Origin of the sequence: Photorhabdus khanii NC19, from assembly GCF_000517265.1 — a bacterium.
Taxonomy (GTDB): domain Bacteria; phylum Pseudomonadota; class Gammaproteobacteria; order Enterobacterales; family Enterobacteriaceae; genus Photorhabdus; species Photorhabdus khanii.
Genome location: NZ_AYSJ01000014.1, coordinates 313,705 through 334,025 on the forward strand (window position 1 = coordinate 313,705; position 20,321 = coordinate 334,025).

Annotated in this window: 6 protein-coding genes and 4 pseudogenes; 3 read left to right on the forward strand and 7 right to left on the reverse strand. The window is 42.2% G+C overall.

Annotated features, from left to right (window positions below; genetic code table 11):
- Positions 1-157 (reverse strand): annotated as a pseudogene (locus tag PTE_RS25195) (IS630 family transposase); the annotation flags it as partial.
- Between the two features lie 321 nt (positions 158-478).
- On the opposite strand from PTE_RS25195, the gene PTE_RS16950 reads away from it, so the two are divergent.
- Entirely contained in the window at positions 479-8,401 is a 7,923-nt protein-coding gene (locus PTE_RS16950; protein ID WP_036849073.1) for a non-ribosomal peptide synthetase, read from the forward strand.
- A gap of 162 nt (positions 8,402-8,563) precedes the next feature.
- Positions 8,564-15,289 (forward strand): non-ribosomal peptide synthetase, encoded by a 6,726-nt coding sequence (locus tag PTE_RS16955; RefSeq protein WP_165577096.1) that lies wholly within the window; start codon positions 8,564-8,566, stop codon positions 15,287-15,289.
- A gap of 371 nt (positions 15,290-15,660) precedes the next feature.
- Here the strand turns inward: PTE_RS16955 and PTE_RS27330 are convergent.
- The 3 pseudogenes from PTE_RS27330 to PTE_RS26870 form a co-directional block, all read right to left on the reverse strand.
- A pseudogene (locus tag PTE_RS27330) lies at positions 15,661-15,912 on the reverse strand (transposase); the annotation flags it as partial.
- Between the two features lie 8 nt (positions 15,913-15,920).
- Positions 15,921-16,409 (reverse strand): annotated as a pseudogene (locus tag PTE_RS16965) (winged helix-turn-helix domain-containing protein); the annotation flags it as partial.
- A gap of 137 nt (positions 16,410-16,546) precedes the next feature.
- A pseudogene (locus tag PTE_RS26870) lies at positions 16,547-16,651 on the reverse strand (type II toxin-antitoxin system RelE/ParE family toxin); the annotation flags it as partial.
- A gap of 504 nt (positions 16,652-17,155) precedes the next feature.
- On the opposite strand from PTE_RS26870, the gene PTE_RS16970 reads away from it, so the two are divergent.
- Entirely contained in the window at positions 17,156-17,962 is an 807-nt protein-coding gene (locus PTE_RS16970) for a DUF2829 domain-containing protein (RefSeq protein ID WP_036849076.1), read from the forward strand.
- Positions 17,963-18,075: 113 nt separating this feature from the next.
- On the opposite strand, the gene fliT is transcribed toward PTE_RS16970, so the two are convergent.
- Genes fliT through fliD form a run of 3 tightly spaced genes read right to left on the reverse strand, consistent with a single transcriptional unit; the run spans position 18,076 to position 20,306 of the window.
- Positions 18,076-18,450, reverse strand: coding sequence for a flagella biosynthesis regulatory protein FliT (fliT, locus tag PTE_RS16975; protein WP_036849078.1), 375 nt, complete (start codon positions 18,448-18,450; stop codon positions 18,076-18,078).
- Positions 18,450-18,860, reverse strand: a complete 411-nt coding sequence (fliS, locus tag PTE_RS16980) for a flagellar export chaperone FliS (protein ID WP_021324066.1) — start codon at positions 18,858-18,860, stop codon at positions 18,450-18,452. Before fliS ends, fliT begins: the two co-directional genes overlap by 1 nt.
- Before the next feature lie 12 nt (positions 18,861-18,872).
- Entirely contained in the window at positions 18,873-20,306 is a 1,434-nt protein-coding gene (gene fliD, locus PTE_RS16985) for a flagellar filament capping protein FliD (RefSeq protein WP_036849080.1), read from the reverse strand.
- Positions 20,307-20,321 lie beyond the last annotated feature (15 nt).

Genomic DNA, 20,321 nt, shown 5'->3' on the forward strand with positions numbered 1-20,321 from the left:
CCGCACAAAGCGTTTTAGCCACCTGAGTGACAGAATCGCCACGATGTAACATTAACATCGCCATTAACCTCCTGGCGTGGTTTTTATCCTGCGTTTGATGAACAACTTTTTGCATCAGGCGACGTTCATTTCGGGGTATAGGTGCTATGATTGGCATCACTCAGTCCGGTTGGGTGGTTTTTTTCTTTATTGGTGATTGATCAGATCGCTCAAACCGGATTGAGTTCCCTCAAAGTGATTTACTATTTTGAAAAGTTATTTAGAGTAGGGTTTTAATAAGAATAAAATTCTACCGCTATGATAAATGGGTTATAATTTTAACATTAAATACTTAATATGTTAGTGGAATTGCCTTAGTTTTTTATATTTTTTGATTTAGAGTGTTGTCGTCTAATTACTCATTTATTAAAAAGCTTATTCGTTTTTTATTTTTAGTATAAATATAACAGGTTCATATAAAAACTTTATAGGTGAATTTATGGATAAGATAAATAATTTAAGTCAAGAAAAAGGCAGACAACTTCTGCGGAAAATTAAACAACGTAATTCGGGAAAAAGAAAAATAATAACTCAAAAATATGACAATAATTTAGTTTCTTTTTCGCAACGTAGGTTGTGGTTTCTGGATAAAATGGAAACAAAAAACACTAACTATAATATTCACTTATGTTTTTCTATTATTGGTAAACTCCAGGCCGTTGTTCTCTGTGAAGCTTTGAAGAAAATTGTTGAACGCCATGAAAGCTTGCGTACAGTCTATCAGGAGATAGATGGGGAGATATTACAGGTAGTATTAGTTCCTTCGCAATTTGAGGTGCCAGTAATCGATATTGCTGGGTTGGATGAGGTAAAAGTGGAAAACATTCTGGTAACAGAAGCAAGGAAAGCATTTGATCTTTCTTTGGATCTGATGCTGCGTGCCACATTGTTTCGGTGTTCAGAGCAAGAGCATCTGTTATTGTTGATGGTACATCACATTGCGGCAGATGGGTGGTCATTGGGGATTATCAGTCATGAATTGAACTTGCTTTATGAAGCGGGTCTGAAGGGAGCACCGTATCCTCTGATGCCGTTAGCACTACAGTATAGAGACTATTCTCATTGGCAGCGGGATCAGCTTCAGAATGGTAGTTTAAAAGAAGCTGAATGGTATTGGTTGGAACAGTTAAAAGGGTTACCGGCGGTGCACAGTCTGCCGTTGGATCATCCTCGATCAGTAGAACAGAGGTTCCGTGGAGCAGTTCACCGTCAGACGCTGAACGAGGAGTTGACAGCGAAGCTAAACTGTTTGAGCCAGGCGCAAGGAGTCACTCTGTTTATGACATTGCAGACGGCCTTTGCTGTCTTGCTTTCCCGCTACAGCAACGAAACAGATATTGTGATGGGAACTCCTGTTGCGGGAAGGGAGCTGGTAGAGTTGGAAAATCTGGTAGGTCTGTTTGTCAACACGTTGGTATTAAGGACCGATCTGTCTGGAAATCCTCGTTTCAGTGAACTGCTGGAACAGACAAAGGTAATGGCACTCAATGCCTATACGTATCAGGATTATCCGTTTGATTTACTAGTAGAGAAATTGAATCCTGTAAGATCACTGAGTTATAACCCGGTATTTCAGATTATGTTCATTTTTCATAATCATGATAAGGGAAAGATTAAGTTATCAGATTTAGAAACGAGGTATAGAGATTTTGCGACTAATAATACTAGGTTTGATTTAAGTTTAATTCTTTTCCCCAATGAAAAAAACATTGAGATAAGTTGGGAATTTGATATCGATATTTTCAATGTATCGATGATAAAAAGTATGGCATCAGTATTCAGATGTATTATTGAAGACATCATTTTGGATTTAAATAAGCCAGTAGATAAAATTTCATTTATGCCTTTAGAGGAAATGAATCGACAGTTTGATATTTCTTTTTGTGAAGATAGTTGTAAAGATTTTTTAATGCAAAGTTTGCAAGAACAATTTGAGGCACAAGTGGCACGGACGCCGGAGCAGGTGGCGTTGATTTACCGGGAAACGGCGCTGAGTTACCGGGCGTTGAATGCGCGGTCGAACCGGCTGGCGCATGCGCTGAGGTGCAGGTATGCAAAGGAGACCGGCGGGGCGTTGGTAGCGGATACGCTGATAGGGCTGTATGTTGAGCGGGGTCTGGAGATGGTAACGGGTATGCTGGCGATATTGAAGGCGGGCGGGGCGTATGTGCCGCTGTCCCCGGAATATCCGGCAGAGCGGGTGGCGTGGATGCTGGCAGATACGGGGTCGCGGTTGGTCTTGACGCAGGGGGCCTGCCGTTCGCAGCTGGAAGGGGTGATAGCGGGGATGGCGCAGCCGCCGGGATTATTGGTGGTGGATGATGAGGAGGCGGTATCCGGGTATGCGGAGGAGAACCCGGTCAGGAGAAGTGGCGGTGAAGATCTGGCGTATGTGATTTACACCTCGGGCACCACCGGGCGACCGAAGGGGGTAATGGTGCCTCATGCAGGTGTTCTGAATCGTATTCACTGGATGCAGGAGCACTATCCGCTGGATAGTCATGACCGAGTGTTGCAAAAAACCCCGTATACGTTTGATGTTTCAGTATGGGAATTGCTCTGGGCGAACTGGACGGGAGGGGCTATCGTGATGGCAGAGCCGGGAAGTCATAAAGAGCCGGAGCAAATTTATCGGCAGTTAGTGGAAAATAAAATCACGACCCTGCATTTCGTACCGACCATGCTGTCGGGATTCTGCCATGCGCTGCAAAGTATGAAATTAACACTCCCGGAGACGGTTAAGCAGATATTTTGTAGCGGTGAAGCGTTAACACGGGAGCAAGTTAAAGCGTATGAGCAAATAAAACATCCGGGAACTCGGTTGCATAATCTGTATGGCCCGACAGAAGCATCGATAGATGTGAGTTACTTTGATGATGTAAATTCGTCGCTTTCGGTAATTCCGATAGGGCGAGCGATCAGTAATACACGCTTATTAGTCCTGTCACCTGGAGGAATGCTGTGTCCGGTCGGTGTCCCTGGCGAGTTGTATCTTGGCGGGGTGGGGCTGGCGCGAGGTTACCTGAATCAGCCGGCATTGACGGCGGAACGGTTTGTGCCGAACCCGTTTGCGACAGAGTCAGAACGGGCTGAGGGATTGACCCGGCTTTATCGTACCGGTGACCGGGTGCGCTGGTTAGCGGACGGGACACTGGCCTATCTTGGCCGGCTGGACAGCCAGATTAAATTACGGGGGTTCCGTATCGAGCCGGGTGAAATTGAATCGCTCCTGCGTACGGTGCCCGGTGTGGCCGATGCCGTGGTTCAGCTGCGTGAAGACCATCCCGGTGAAAAACGGCTGGCGGCTTATCTGGTGGCCGAGCCTGACGACCAGTCCGGTCCGGCCTTGTTGACACGCGGTCATCACACCCTGACTACCCGGCTGCCCGACTATATGCACCCCGCCGGCTGGGCGCTGCTGCCGGCCCTGCCCCTGATGCCCAGCGGCAAACTGGACTGGCAGGCGCTGCCGGTGCCGGCGCCGCTGCCGCAGGAGCCGGCGGGGTATGTTGCGCCGGTCAGTGAAGCCGAACGCCTGTTGTGTGATATCTGGCAGGCGGCCCTGCATCTGCCGCAGGTCGGGGTGAACGATAACTTCTTTACGCTGGGCGGGGACTCCATTCTGGCGATTCAGGTGACCTCGCGGGCGGTACGGGCCGGGCTGGCGGTCAGTGTGCGCCAGTTGTTTGAACACAAGACGGTGCGGGGACTGGCGGCGCATCTGGGGGCGGTTACGGCGGTGTCGCAGGCGGCCCTGCGGGGGGAGGTTGGGCTGCATCCGGTCCAGCAGCGCTTCTTCGATGAAACGCCGGCTGACTGTCACCACTATAACCAGTCGCTGCGGGTCAGTGTGCCGGCGGATTTCAGTCTGCCCCGGCTGGTGCAGCTGGTAACGGCGCTGTATGAACGTCATGACGGGTTGCGGCTGCGTTACCGGCGGGGGGCGGGGGGACGCTGGTTTGGGCAGTATGATGAAACGCCGTTGGCCTTACAGGTGGCGGCGAGTATTCAGCACCGGCGGTTCTCGGGCGAGGGGCAGGTGCTGGCGGCCCGGGCCGCGCAGCGGAGTCTGTCGCTGGAAAAGGGGCCGCTGTTGCGGGTGGTGTACTTTGATGAAGAGGACGGCGGGGGCACGTTGCTGCTGGTGATGCATCACCTGATAGTGGACGGGGTGTCGTGGCGTATTGTGCTGGATGATATGGCGGTGGGGTATCGTCAGATAGTGGCGGGCGAGGCGGTCAGGCTGGCACCGAAAACCAGTAGTTATGCGCAGTGGCTGGCGCGTTTGCAGGCGTATGCCGGGAGTGAGGCATTGCAGGCGGAACGGGAGTACTGGCAGGCGCAGCTGTCGGCCACGGGAGACGGGCTGGCGGTGGATTATCCCGGGGCGGGGGTGTCGTTACAGGCGGACAGCGAGGAAGTGGTTATCCGCCTGACGGAGGCGGAGACCGGGCAGTTATTGCAGACGGCGGGAGCGGCCTACCGAACCCGGGTTGATGAGTTGTTACTGGCCGGGGTGTTGCAGGGGTTCTGGCGCTGGAGCGGTCAGGGCGAGTTGTGGGTCTGGCTGGAAGGTCATGGGCGGGAGCTGTTGTTTGATGAGCTGGATACCAGTGGCACGCTGGGGTGGTTTACGTCGGTGTACCCGGTGAGGCTGTCGCTGACGGCCGCCGGGGGGCTGGCGGGGTTAATCCGGCAGGTGAAGGAAACGTGTCGGGGGGTGCCGCATCATGGGATAGGGTACGGTATTTTGCGTTATCTGGCCGGCGACCCGGCACTGGCGGCGGCGGAAGCGGCGGGCGGGCCGGCAGTGGTGTTTAACTACCTGGGTCAGTTTGATGGGGGCGAAGGGGGCCTGTTTACGCCGGTGCCGGGTGAAACGGGTGAGCCGGTGAGCGGGCAGCATGAACGGCATCACCGGTTAGGGTTGAACGGCTGGGTGGCCGGGGGCCGTCTGCATCTGGTGCTGGATTACAGCCGGCGGGAGTACGAGCGGGTCACGATGGTGGGGCTGGGTGAGGCGATAGAACAGGGGTTGCAGGCGGTGACGGCGCACTGCGTGGCGGTCGGGCATGGGGGGTATACGCCGGCGGATTTTCCGCTGGTGCGGGTGTCAGAGTCGCAGTTGTCGGCCTGGGAGCAGCAGTACCCGGGGTTAGAGGACCTCTATCCGGCGACGCCGATGCAGGCGGGGATGTTGTATCACGACCAGCTGTCGGGGGAGAGCGGGGGTGTGTATCTGTGTCAGACATTGGTGGTCCTGGAGGGGTCGCCGGATATTGCGCGGTTACGGTGGGCCTGGGAAACGGTGGTGCAGCGGCATGCGGTGTTGCGCACGCAATTTGTGGCGGACAGTGAGGGGGGCCTGGTGCAGATGGTGCGTTCCCCGGTGACGGTGAGGTTGCCATGGTCGGAGGCGGACTGGTCGGGGCTGACGGAGGCGGAGCAGGCGGTGGCGAGTGAGGCGTGGCGCCGAGAGGACCGGGCACGGGGATTGGATGTGACGGCAGCGCCGCTGATGCGGATAGGATTAAGGGTGTGTGGCGGCGGGCGTTACCGGCTGTTGTGGACATGCCATCATATGTTGCTGGACGGGTGGAGCGGTCCGCTGCTGTGGCAGGAGATACAGCGGTTGTACCGGGAAGGGGAGACGGCAGCGCTGCCGTTACCGGTGGCGTATAAGGAGTATATTGCCTGGCTGGGCAGGCAGGACAGGGAACGGGCACGAGCCTTTTGGCGAACGGAGTTATCGGGGGTGGAAGGGCCGACGTCGTTGCATGTGGAGCGGGTATCGCGGGGAGGGGCGGAGACGGCGGGGAGGAGGCACACGGTCAGGCGGGTGTTATCACGGGCGGAGACGGCGCGGTTGCAGCAGGTGGCGCGGCGGAGTCAGACGACGATGAGTACGCTGTTGCAGTGTGCGTGGGGGTATCTGCTGCACAGTTACAGCGGCGAGGAGACGGTGGTGTTTGGTCTGACGGTATCGGGTCGTCCGGCGGAGGTGGCCGGGGTGGAGGGGATGGTGGGATTGTTAATCCAGACGGTGCCGGTGAGGATGGAGTTTGGTGAGGGGGTCGGTCTGGATACCTGGTTGCGGGCCCGGCATAGCCGGCAGGCGGCGTACACGGAATACGGTTATCTGGGGCTGAGTGAGATCCGGCGGTTGAGTGAGGTCTCGGGAGAGCAGGGGTTGTTTGAGAGTCTGCTGGTGTATGAGAATTACCCGGTAGATGAACGAAATGAACAGATTGAAGAGGCACTATCAATCAAAGGTCTCCATAGTTATATGGAAACTAATTATAAAATAACGTTACAAATAGTTCCTGAGGAGGAACTGGAAATAAGAATAAAGTATTTCGCCGATGTTATTGATGAAGTCTATGTTAAGGATATGCTCGTAGGGATGTATGAGTTATTGATTAAAATGTCATACTTTAGCAGTGATACATCATACCGGCAGTTAACGATGTTTTCTGAAAAAGATCATAAAAATCGACTAGCTATAATTTATGGGAAAAGTTATATTCATGAAGTAGATATAGGTATTCATGAGCTCTTTGAAAAACAGGTGTATAAGACACCAGAGAAGAAAGCAATTGTTTGTGGACAAACTTCCATAAGTTACGTTGAGTTAAACACTAAAGCTAACTTTCTCTCAAGTAACCTAATGAAAATTGGGATAGCTAAAGATGATAGAGTAGCTATTTACATGGAGAAATCCATAGATTTTGTGATAAGTATTTTGGCTGTATTAAAAAGTGGCGCGTCATATATTCCTATTGATGCTAATACCCCGATTCAACGTATTAAATATATTATAGAAGACTCAAGGCCAAAAGTTTTTATTTCTAAAGAAAATGAATTAGATGAATTGCATAAGTTTAATTTAAATCTTAATAAATTAGATATTGATAAGGTCTTCTCTTCCTATTGCAGAAACTTTGATGCGTATGAATATGAAAGTAAAAATATGTTTTCAAAATGTTCTCATATAATTTATACATCAGGTACTACAGCGGAACCTAAGGGAGTTATGGGAACGCACGAGTCTGTCATAAACAGGATCACATGGATGAATAGACGTTTTCCAGTGTTAAAAAACAGAAATGCATGCCATATAACTGATTTTTCATTTATTAGAGCCGTATGGGAACTTTTTGCTCCATTGTTACATGGTGTTGAACTTCATTTAATTAATGTAAATTATTATCAGTCTCTTGATGATTTCTCGGAATTCTTAGTGAATAAGAATATACAATCAATCATTACAACACCTACGATGTTGGGTGAGATTATACGGATGCCAAAATATGTATTGGATGGATTTAAAAAACTCTCCTATTGGTTTATAAGTGGTGAGAAATTCCGTATGGATATTGCTAATAAAGCCATTAATCTATTTCCAAAAATGTCTTTTGTTAATCTTTATGGTTCGACAGAAAATATGTCGGATGTATGTTTTTATGAATTAGATAATAATATTAAGGATAAGGAAGTACTTATAGGGAAACCGATAGATAATACAGCGGTTGCTATTGTTAATAGAGATTATGAGCTTCTCCCTGTAGGAGCTGTGGGTGAAATATGTGTATCTGGTCGCTCTTTAGCATTGGGTTATTTCGGTGGGGGAAAAATTCAGAGTGCTAAACTCATAGAGGGTAAACGTAATCTATTTAATGGTGAAAAGTTTTATTGCACTGGTGATTATGGTATTTGTAGATATGATGGTAATATAGAGTTTATAGGTAGAAAAGATGAATTAATTAAAATTCGTGGATATAGAGTAAGTATAACAGAAATAGAAAGTGCCTTCTTATCTTTGGAGTATATTGATTCGATATCCGCGTTTTATAGAAAAAAGAGTGGTAGAATATCAGCATATATTATTTTGTCTGATGTTAATGGAAAAGATAGTGATGTTTTTTTAGATAGAATAAATAGAGACATTCGTGATTTTATTTCTTACAGAATATTACCGATAGATATTATATTTTGTCAGGAAATACCTAGAACAAGCAATGGAAAACTAGATAAAACTTTATTTGATACTGAGCATTATGTTGCTATAGAGCATGAACCGCAACAACAACCATTGAATTATATAGAACAATATCTTTATAATATTTGGAGCGATATATTAGCAAGAGAACCGGAAAATATCCATATGACATTTTTTGAGTCTGGTGGAAATTCTATATCAGCAATGAGAATGATATCGAAAATATATGATGAATTAGGTGTAAAAATTCCCATGAAATCAATATTTGATAATTTGACGGTATATAAGTTAGCAAAGATATTATCCGATAATTTAAAAGAGGAGATAGAAGAAATACTGAAGGATGAAGAGATTAAAAAATAATTTTAATCATGTTTATATTTTTAAATTTCTGGTGTTTGTTTTTAATGACAGGGAAAAACTGACTCTTCTTCATAGCCAATTTTATTTTAATTATTTGATAAAAGGAAGAATAATATGAATTGCTCGGGGCGGGCCTCATGTGTTTTGATAGGCAACACTTCTATGGTGATAGAATGTGCAGAACAGTTATTACGTCGAAATGTTGAGATAAAGGCAGTTATTACCGGTGATAATCTTTTATCTACATGGGCTTTTGAATGTGGGATTAGATGTTTTACCACAATAGATGAGTTAGATGATTTAGTGTCTATAGAGCCATGCTCTTGGTTGTTTTCAATTATTAATCCGATATTGCTGCCTTTATCTTTGATAGAAAAGTTTCTACATGGGGTATTTAATTACCATGATGCACTTTTGCCCCGTTATGCGGGCTCTTATTCTACCGCATGGGCTGTTCTAAATGGTGAAAAGCAGCATGGAATAACTTGGCATAGAGTTGATGAGGTTATTGATAGGGGGGATATAGCAGTAAGAATAGTTGTAAATGAAGTAAAGGATGATACAACTTTTTCTTTGAATTTAAAATGTTTTCAGGCTGCAATAGAAGGGTTTAGTATTTTATTGGATAAGCTTTTAAATAATACATTAGAGTTGATAGCTCAGAATAAGGCAGAAAGAACCTATTATGCTAAGGATTTTAAACCAGTATCATGTGGTTTTCTGCTCTGGAATTTAAAGGCAAAAGAATTATCAGCTTTAGTTAGATCGATGAATTTTGGCGAGGATAATTATAATCCTATTACTACGCCTAAAATGTTATTGAATAATGACATAGTATATATATCTGAACTTCTGGTAACTACTCAGCTTTCTCTTTGTTCTCCGGGAACAGTACTCAATATTAATGAAAGCGGTATGGTTGTCGCGACCAGCGATTATGATGTAATAATTAATAATTTTAGAGATAATTTTGGCAATAAGTTAAGTGCATCGGAGTTTTTTCCTGAAATAGGGAATGTCTTACTCTTACCTGATATACAGGACTTGAAAGAATTAAATAAACTTTTGAGAGAATTTTCTGCGAGTGAAGAATTTTGGATTGAAAAACTGATTAATTTTAACAGATTAGATTTTCCATTGCTTGGTAAGAATATTGATTTATATAAAGCTAAATATTCTACTTCTGATTGGAATAATACTGATTTTCTTAATGAATTTAACTTTCAGGATAAAATTAATCTTATAGTTTCTTCTATTATTGTTTATTTGTATCGAATGTCTGGGCAGCATGATATACAATTAGGAATAATAAATGATTGTTCTGTTGCGTCTCAAGATATCTTTTTAAGTAAAATAGTGTCATCTATTATTCCTGTCAATTTAACTATTAATGAGAATTTTTGTTTTTTTGATGTCATGAAGAAATTTAATGAAGGAATTAGTGACTTATTAGAAAAAGGAAGCTTCCCTTATGATATTTTTATAAGAAAACCAGAACTTAATCCAATTCATTGGGGAGTAATTATTCAGTATGTGACGAATCACTCGCTTAGTATCAATAGCTATCATGATGATCTGTGCACAGGTCTGAATGAAAGTATAATAAAAGGAGGATGTTTAATTTTTCAGATAAATACAGATACCGGTGAGTTTAGATATTTGTATGATGATATTTTTCTTTATAAAAAGAATTATATGTGTGATTCTATTTTGTTAATATTGAATACTATTGTTGAAAAAGAGAATCTATTTCAATCTATAAATAAAATAGATTTCATGGTTGTTGAAGAGAGAAAACTTTTACTGGAAAATTGGAATCATGTAGAAGAGTATTATCCAAATAATCTTTGTTTGCATCAATTATTTGAAGAACAGGTAATTCGTTATCCTACTGCAATAGCACTTGTTCATGGTGAAATTGAGCTGACTTATGACACTCTAAACCGTCGGGCTAACCAGTTGGCTCATCGTCTTATCCAGATGGGGGTGACTCCTGATTCTTTGGTTGCACTTTGTGTTGAACGCAGCCCGGCAATGATCATTTCCCTGTTGGGTATTTTGAAAGCCGGGGGAGCTTACCTGCCTATGGAGCTTGGCAGTCCACAGCAGCGTCTATGTCAACAGTTAATGGATGCTTCGCCAATACTACTGCTTACCGATAAGGTAGGTCATCGGCGGTTGGAAAGGTATAAGCCTGAGGAGTTGCCAGAGCTGGAGTTTTCTGTGATGGAAAATGAGGAGGGGAATTTTAGTGAAGATAACCCAGATCCTTATATAACCAAGGTATGTGAGAAGCATTTAGCTTATGTTATTTATACTTCGGGCTCAACAGGGAAACCGAAAGGGGTGATGGTTGAGCATGATCAAATTGTTAATATTGTCCACTGGCATATTTTTCGATTTCGATTGGGTTTAGGTAGCCGTAGTGCTATGACGACAAGTCTATCTTTTGATGCTAGTGCTGGTGATATATGGCCAGCATTATCCTGCGGTGGAACGTTGGTGCTTGCACCCAGTCAGCTTGCCAACAATGTACCTGTTTTGCTTGAATGGTTGAACAATCAAGCATTGGATATCACCTTTTTAGTTAGCCCAATTGCAACTTTGGCGATTGAGGAGGGTAAATTAAATCATCATTTACGTTATTTGCTAATTGGGGGAGATCGTTTTACGTTCCCTCTTATATCGCTTCCATCTCAATTAACGTTGATTAATAGTTATGGTCCGACAGAAACCACGGTATTAGTGACCTCTGGTGAGCTTGGTCACAATGATCATGTTGTTCACATTGGCCGTCCGGTAGCCAATGCACGTATTTATTTATTGAATGAATACAGGGAACCAGTACCACTGGGTTGTGTCGGGGAAATTTATATTGGTGGCGTTGGGGTGGCAAGAGGTTACCTTAAAAATATTAAACTGACCATAGAGCGTTTTATGGTGGATCCTTTTAGTCCCATATTAGGTGCACGTATGTATCGTAGTGGAGATCTTGCGCGCTATCTTCCAGATGGTCGAATTGAATATGTTGGCCGCAATGATCAACAAATAAAATTACGAGGTTACCGGATTGAACTTGGAGAAATTGAAAAACGACTGAATCAACATTCTGATATCAGTGATAGTGTTGTTGTGCTCAGGGAAGATATAGTAGGTGATAAACGGTTAGTTGCCTATTTTATTCCTATAAAAGAACAGAAGAAAATGGGGAAAAATTTATTAAATAGGATGTTGCGTAATTTTCTCTCACAAACATTGCCAGACTATATGTTGCCTTCTGCCTATGTGTTGCTGGAATCATTTCCGTTGACTTCGAATGGAAAAATCAACCGGCAAGCTTTGCCTAAACCGGATATAGAGGCTGTGCGCTTTATCACTTTTGAGGAACCGAAAGGTGAGGTTGAACAGCGTTTATCGTTACTTTGGTCAGAGCTTTTAGATGTGGCTCAAATTGGACGGCAAGAGGATTTTTTTGAAATTGGAGGACATTCGTTACTTGCTGTACGATTGCTTAATAGAATTAATCAGTTATTTTGTATTTCTTCGACTCTTGAACGTCTTTATAAGCATCGTACTTTGGCTGATCAAGCAGATATGTTGGTCAAATTACAGGGGCAAGAAGATGTGTTAGTGAAACTGCCTCCTGTAGTACGCTTTCCTCGCGTAAATAAATTACCTTTATCCGCTTCTCAGCGGAGGTTGTGGTTTTTAATGCAAATGGACCCGAAGGAATATTCTTATAATGTTCCTTTACTTTTAGAAATATGTAGTTGGGTTAATATTGAGGCCCTACGTATTACATTAGGTAAGCTTTTCGAACGTCACGAAGTATTACGGGCAACCTTTTCCGTAGAAAATGGAGAACCTTACATCCAGTTATTACCCGCTGACTCTTGCATACCGTTTACTGAGAGTAATCTTAGTGACCAAAGAAATATATCTAAGCAGCGATTGAATAAACTGTTTCAGTTTGAAGCTTGTCAATTATTCGATATGGATCAAGGTCCATTGTTTAGAGGGCATTTATACCGGATGGATAGTGAAGAGAATTATCTTCTATTAACTTTTCATCATATTATATTCGATGGCTGGTCTGTCAATATTCTGCTAAATGAACTTAATATATTATATCAAGCAGAATGTAATGGTTTGGAGGCACAATTGCCGGAATTAGATATTCAGTATATCGACTATGCACTCTGGCAATCACAGTGGTTAACCGATGAATATCTTAAAATGTATGCAATGTATTGGCAAGAAAAGCTCTCTGGTGTTATTCCATTGTTGCCATTGCCAATTGACAGGCCGAGGGTAGAACAACAGAACTTTATGGGTTCCGCCTTACCTATTGAAGTTGGGGCATTACTTTCTTTGCAATTAAAACAATTAAGTCAATGCTATGAGACAACATTATCCACTACTTTGCTTTCAGCCATAGCCATTGTTCTTGCCCGTTTGTCGGGTCTTGATGATGTCATTGTTGCAATTCCAGTTGCTAATCGTGGTAGGTATGAATTAGAACCGTTAATTGGTTTCTTTGTTAATACGTTAGTACTGCGGATTGATCTCTCGGATGAGCCTGATGGAGCAACATTGCTTGCTCGCGTGAAACAGACTGTACTTGAAGCGCAGGATAATCAAGAGTTACCGTTTGAGAAGGTTGTGGAAATTGTTAACCCGCCGCGTAGTATGGCTTACACGCCTTTATATCAAGTTATGTTTTCATGGGAAGAGAATGTTAAACACGAATTTCCTGGATTCAGGGTACATACGAAAGAAATTTTTTTAAATAGAGTGAAAACAGACTTAGAGTTTATTTTCAGTGAGAATGAACATGGAATAATTACTGGGCAAATTCGATATGCTTGTGCTGTTTTTGATGTTGATACAATCGAGAGATTTCGCATATATCTGTTAAGCATATTGCAATCTATGGTAGAAGGTATCTATCTCCCTGTTTTTACATATAATATGATTGGAGAAGAGGAACGAAAACTTTTACTGGAAACGTGGAATCAAGCAGAAAAATGTTATCCAAATAATCTCTGTCTGCACCAATTATTTGAAGATCAGGTGATACGTCACCCTGATGCAATAGCACTTGTCTATAATGAGACGGTGCTTACCTATGAGACTTTAAATCGTCAGTCTAATCAACTGGCTCATTGTCTTATTGAGATGGGTGTTATACCTGATTCTCTGGTTGCCCTTTGTATCAAACGTAGCCCAGCAATGGTTATTTGTCTGTTGGCTGTTCTGAAAGCAGGTGGCGCCTATTTGCCTCTAGATCCTGGTAGCCCGGCACAGCGTCTGTTTCAACAGCTGGAGGATGCTTCGCCAATACTACTGCTTACCGATAAGGTAGGTCACCGGCGGTTGGAAGGGTATAAGCCTAATGAGTTGCCAGAACTGGAACTTTTCACATGGCAAGATAAGTGGGATAATTTCAGTGAAGATAATCCGGATCCTAATGTAACAAGAGTATGTGAAAAGCACTTAGCTTATGTTATCTATACCTCCGGCTCAACAGGCAAGCCCAAAGGAGTGATGGTCGAGCATGTTCAGGTAGTGAGATTGTTTCAGTCAACTGATTCTATTTATAAATTTAACGAAAAGGATATATGGTGCCTTTTTCATTCCTATGCATTTGATTTCTCTGTTTGGGAAATATGGGGAGCTTTGCTTTATGGAGGAAAGCTGGTTATTGTTCCAGAACAGTCCGTTAAAGACACGAAGGAATTTTATGAATTGGTTTGTAGAAAGAGAATTACTATTTTAAATCAAACTCCTAGTGCTTTTGAACTTTTTATTGATGAGCAGGGAAAAAGAAGATTACCGAATGATTTAAGATATGTTATTTTTGGTGGAGAAGAATTATCTCCATCAATGCTTTCTGGGTGGTATTTTGAACCTTCTTCACCTAAAACACAATTCGTCAATATGTATGGAATTACTGAAATTACTGTGCATGCAACTTATCATATCATTCAGATGTCCGATATAAAATCTTCTTGTAAATTAATAGGAAAACGTTTGAAAGATCTATGTATTTATATATTGGATACTTACCTTAGACCTGTTCCGACCGGTGTGAAAGGAGAGATATATATCGCTGGGCCTGGAGTAGCTCGTGGATATTTAAATAGGCCAAGATTAACACAAGAAAGATTTATACGTAATCCATTTTCATCGACTGATGAGATAATGTATCGCACAGGTGATATAGCTTGTTATTTGAATGATGGAAATATTGAGTACCTTGGTCGTAATGATCGGCAAATACAGTTAAGAGGTTTCCGTATTGAATTAAAAGAAATTGAAGCTATAATAACAGCATTAGAAGGGGTTTTAAAAAGTGTTGTTGTTATTAGAGGAGAAGGCGATAATAAGTATTTATCTGCCTATTTAGTATGTTCTAACGTTTATGTTTGGAGTAAAATAAAAATTAAAGAAAAATTATCTTATACTTTACCAGAATATATGGTACCAACCACATATACCTTTCTTGATTCCATACCTCTTACTATCAATGGAAAAGTAAACTATTCTTTGTTACCAGAACCAGATCGCAATGACGAATGTAGTTATGTGGCACCAAGTAATATTCTGGAAGTGAAAATATGCCAGTTATTGAGTCAACATCTAAAGTTAGAGCGTGTGGGGATATTTGATGATTTTTTTCAATTGGGGGGTAATTCTATATTAGCTGTCAGATTAGTTGCAGCTATGAACGATTCTTTGAATATAGCTGTCGAGTTGTCTGATATTTTCCTTGGACGCAATGTATTTGGAATTGCTAAAATGCTTCAAAACAGAGGAAAAAGCGAGGATAGAATACCTAAAATTTTCTTAAGAAATAAAAATAATAAAGGAGGTTTGGTAATTTAAGGCGATTTTATACACTGAACTTTAAGTATTAAGCCTCTCGAAAATACCCTCCAACGTATTGTTTTTTATTGGATTTTCTTTGAGTAAGCTTCAACGCATTTTTAGAGAGATATTTCATGGCCGAATCCAGAGGGTGTTCTATTTCCGACCCGGCATAATGAATAATCGCGCCTAATATCGGCAACAACTAAATAAGTTTTCATAATTATGCTTCACTTCCAACCAGCCCTTATGTACCAAGACATACAGCCTTTTCATCTAAACGGCCCGTGGAAACAGTGAGATAGACTATAGAACCAATATTGTTCAAGAAGAAAACAAAGTGAATAGGTGTATCGGTATTATGGAAAGCTATTTATACCCAAGAAACTTCAAGATGCAGTTTTTAGCACCTGAAAATGGTCGTTAATTCTAGACGTTAGCGAGTCCGCTATATCAGGTAGCGTTGTGGTGAAAAATTTGAAGACTTTGTCTCGAAATTCATGTTTATCCGCGAAATAACGGTTATTTCGAACATGTTCATTCATGACCTTCCATAATCGCTCTATTGGGTTTAAATTTGGGCTGTATGGCGGAAGGTAATGTAATTCAATATTGCTAACATAAGCCCACTCCTTCACAAGAAAAGGAGGGGTTCGTCTTTCGCTGTGACTTTAAGATTTTCATAATATTCAATAAATTGTCGCTGTTTCTCTGCCTCGAATTTATGAGGAACGCCACACGGTTTTTTATAAGAAAAACCCTGACGGTGTAGCCATTTATTCATGCCGGGAATGCTAAAGGTAATATTCCAGAGCTGAGCGACATAGGCCACGATTTCATGGGTGTGATGGAAAAGATGTTGAGATAAGTGGTTGACTAAAAAATCAGTTTGTTCTCGGGAAAGTAAACTGTCAGACCCCCCATTACCCGATTTAAGTTTACCGTGATTAAGGTAATCACTGATATGGCGGTCAACCGTGGTCTGATGGAGTCGCAATGCCTGGGCTATCATAACAGAACTCCACCCTTCAGAAGCCCGAAGGATAGCTTTTATTCTGTCTCGTACTTGACCATCGCGAGTGGTGTCGTGAAGACGCTCAAGTTTGATTTTTTGTTCTGATGTAATAAATATTTTCATAGCGGGGATAATGATCTCCATTTCGGATAAAATCAAGCATCTTCAATGATTACGGGTATATAATATATCTCCGAGATATTCGCGTAAAACAAATCCGGGATGTGCCGGGTTATACATTCTGCTCATTTTGTTATTCCTCAGTGATAATCTTGATAGTTGACGAGAATGGTATTTTCACCTTCAAATCTAAATGTTAATCGCCAATTGCCATTAACCGATATAGCCCAGTGACCTTTTAAATCAGCTCCTTTTAGCGCTGATTTGTGGGGTCACTTCACTATGGGGCCCCTGTGGGGCAAGGTCGCCTAAATTTTCCTTCATGATGAAGAGCCGCTGGGTAAAATATCCAATAAATGGGATTGGCTTCACATTAGTGGTTTTTTTGTTATAGCAAACAATGAGTTTTGGATGTTGCACGTATAGGTTGAATTAAGCTTTTTATATGCGAAATTGGGTATTAAGGTTATTCTTGTTTCGCCGGGTTAGATATTGACAGAATGATACAGATTGAAATTTCTGAATGGAGCTGCTTAATAATTTTCAACTCTAATTTTTGAGTGTAAGGTGAAGTTGTTGATAAATATAAAAAAGATAAGGGGAATGAATAGCATATCCTGTTATCGTTGAATCTTGAGTTTTTATTTTGGTTCCATTAATTCATCAAAATTTACTGAATGTTTAATAATAGATTGAAAGTTGAATCATATAGTTTGATTTTTAATTATTTATAAATGTAAGGAAATAGTATGTCTGAAATTATGAAACCTGAGAATGAATGTCCGTTTGATCCTAAGCAATATGAATGCCATTGCCTCGTTGCTCCGCTCGGTTCTTTTTCTTGGGCTTTGATTCAATTAAAACTACGTAAGCGTGTTGCTCGTTCTGTTTGGGGTGATAAAGGTATGTATTTGGCTATCACTCCACGTGTAAATGATTTAACCGTTGAGAAAGATAGTGCTTATGCTGTTGATGGTGTAGCCGTTGGCACTAAATATGATTATTTGACGCATATTGATCTACGCAATGAACATGGCAATTTTGTACCATGGCAGCCAACGCAAGAAGATATGATGGCGTGTGATTGGGAATTTTTTGAAGATAAGGCTAAGCCTGAACCGCAGCCAGAGCCGAAACTAGAGACTCCAAAGTATAGTTTAGCTTTTGATGTAAAGACTGAAGTAGCATCACTGTCCGGTACTGGCTTGTGGGGAGCGCAACCAACAAATGTTGAAAATAATCTAACAACAAATGGAAGGCCTTACAATATTTATTGGTTTGGTCCTGGGTATGGTACTGCGGCAGCTAATCAACTCAGAATAGATTTTAAGGCTGTAACTGGCTCGGCTGCTCAAGTTCCAGATTTGGATAATAAAACTTTGATAACTACTGTAGATGGCAAAAAGTATAATCTTGGAACTTTAACAGAAAAAAGTAGCAACTCAACAGGCCAAGAGGTGCATATTCACTATCGGAATGGTGACACAGCAGAACTTGGTAAGTTGTTAGAACAAGTAGGAAAAACATTCCGCTTACATTGCGGATGGTATGATTAAATTGTAATTCTTTATCTATTTCTTATAACCTGAATTGCAATCAATGCATTCTAAACTAAACTCACAAGATGAGTAAATAATGGTGATGAAGATACATCACCTTTATTTCTCAATTACTTCTGTTCCGTAGAGCTCATAAGAGTATGATAGGGTTCAACAGGAAATTGGCCGTAGCTATCATTTAATAATTGCTGTCGGCCTGCTTGTTTGATGAGTTTGCTGAGTTCATCAAGTCTTCTCTGTAGCAGTCCTTTTATCTCATTTTCATTATCTAAAATTGTCTGCAAAATGTGGGTCATTTTCTGCTGTAACGAAAGAGAGGTGGCAGATGATATTGAAGATTGGCTGATCACTTCTACTGCTTTGAGGTAGGTGATTTCCATATCAACAAGCTCATCCCATTTTTCGTTTTTAGCTAAATTAAGCATCTGCTCACTTAAACTTAGGATCCGTTGGTAAGCTGACAAAAGATCCATTTCATTATCCATTAAACAATATCCTGACTGGCGTTGTAATGAGGGCCAATTTGCCGCCAAGCTTCTGAAATCTCGGTGAGTAACTTTATAACTTCGGTAATGGCTGGCTCATCATTGCGTAAATTAGCGTGGAGTAAACGTTGGGTCATATAGTCGTAAAGGGAAGCAAGATTGTGTGCCAGCTCTCCGCCTTTCTCGTTATCTAACCCCTGTTTGAGGCCATTATCAATGATATTGATCGCTTTGGAAATAGCTGCGCCTTTTTCCGCGATATTACCTTGCTCCATCAGAATAATTGCCCGACGCAGGGCGCTTAGCGCCCCGTTGAACAAAATCTGAATCAACTGATAGGGGGAAGCATTCATAATTTCGCTCTCCACATCTATCTGGGCATATAATTGACTTGCCGAACGTTGATACATAATTTCCTTTAATTATTTCATCTGTTGTAATAGGAAGTTACTGGTTTGCTTCAGGGAAGAGACCATCTTATCCAGTTGTGAAAATTGGCGTTTGTAACGTTCAATCGTTTCGTTAATGTTGATTTGTGTTCTGCCCACTTGCTTTTCAAGTGTTTTCAGACGCTTGTTAATGCCGTTAGTTGCGGTGACTAATATACCTTCATGGCTATCCAAGGCATTTTTTAATAGTTTGTGTGTTTGGGTGGCAAAACCGGTTTCTTTACCGTCACCCATAAAGAAGGCTTTCACATTAGCGGGTTTTTCTTTTAGATTTTTTTCCAGTTTTTCGGTATCGATTTCCAGTTTGCCGTCAAGTTTCTGTTTAATGCCCAGTTTATTCAGGGTCGAAATATCATTAACGGCCTGAAAACTGAAAACTTGGCTTCTCAGTTGGTTTTGTATTCCACGTAATGTGCTATCACCTAATAAAGCGCCATTATCTTTCGACGGTTCTTCCCCCTGTTTTACCGGTTTAAATTTGGTCAGAGAATCAAACGTCGTTTGCAGCTCATTATAAGCATCAACCCAGTTTTTAATCGCCTCTTTCGTCGGCTCAATATCACGGGATACCACTAGCAATTCAGGCTTATGTTCCCCCGGTTTATCTTTATCGTGAGTCGTTTTTTTCAGATCCAGCTTAACGCCTTCTGGTGCGTCAGTAATATGGTTTGTTTGACGCTCAATTTCGATATTGTTAACTTTCAAGAGTGCGTTCTTAGCTTCAACGGTTTGAGTTAACCCACCTGTGCCTTTACCGCCATCTGTGCCCGGAGTGTAGTTCAGAAACTGACCCAGTTTGTCGTCACCTTCAACCTTGATTGTCATGATTGATTTAGTGCCGGCTTTTTTAGCCGTCAGAACTAAATAGTTTTCGCCATCTTTTGCCTTAATAATACTGGCGTTGACATTACCTTCCTGTTTATTAATTGCGTCACGCAGTTCAAGGATGGAAGTTTGTGCGTCTGTCAACTTGATTTGCATTGGCTTTTTTTCGCCAGGCTGAGTGATGGTGATTGTCCGGGTTTTGCCTTCGCCCAGAGATTCTCCTTGATACGTTTTCAGATCATCGACTTTTCCTGTCTGTAATGCCTGCGCCTGCGCCAATTGTTCAACTTCAATACGGTAGTTACCTGGGCTGGCTTTAGAGTCAGTCGTAGCAGTGAATGCCTCATGTTTTTCACTGGCGGTGGTTGTATTGAGTTTATCGAATTTTTTCAGTGATTCAGACGCAGTTTCCAGCTTTTCCAGGCTGCCTTTTAGCGTACCAAAAGCTGTTAGCTTACCTTTATAACTGGTTTGTTGTTGTGTCAGTGGTTCTAAACGTTTTTGTTCTGCTGCCTGAAGTTTATCCAGTATAGAGCCCAGATCCATCCCCGATCCGGCTCCTAATGAAGAAATGCTAGCCATTATTGACTCCTTTAT